This is a genomic window from Leucobacter faecis, assembly GCF_054456695.2.
Genome location: NZ_JBTJER020000041.1, coordinates 1 through 345, shown reverse-complemented (window position 1 = coordinate 345; position 345 = coordinate 1). Strand labels below are relative to the sequence as shown.

Below are 345 nucleotides of genomic sequence, written 5' to 3'. Positions count from 1 at the left end.
GTCATCCTGATATGGAGATCGATTTGTCAAGTGGGCAGGGGAAAACGCCGCCAGACTGGCTGCCTAGCGGCGTTTCATCGTTCATCGATTCCCGGGGCGGGTGCGGCGTGTCTTGTGACGCGTAGTCAGTCTGATATGCGCGGGTTGGTTACCGCAGGACCCTGTTCCGGTGAGAGCAATCGAGCTGGTCTGCGATCGAGCGTGGCCGTCGTGAAACGGGTACTCACAGGATGTTCGCTGGTTTGCTCCTTACGCTGCATGCGTTCCACCCGCGGGGCGATGAACGAGCTTTCAAAGGTCACTCCATAACGGCCAATGACCAACACCATCCCGCGAGTTCGCGGG

1 protein-coding gene is annotated in these 345 nt (G+C 59.1%); it reads right to left on the bottom strand.

Features of this window, described 5'->3' with window-relative positions; all coding sequences use genetic code 11:
• Positions 1-125 precede the first annotated feature (125 nt).
• A partial coding sequence (locus ACXR2W_RS14180) for a hypothetical protein (RefSeq protein WP_489948870.1) occupies positions 126-345 on the bottom strand: 220 nt, incomplete at its 5' end.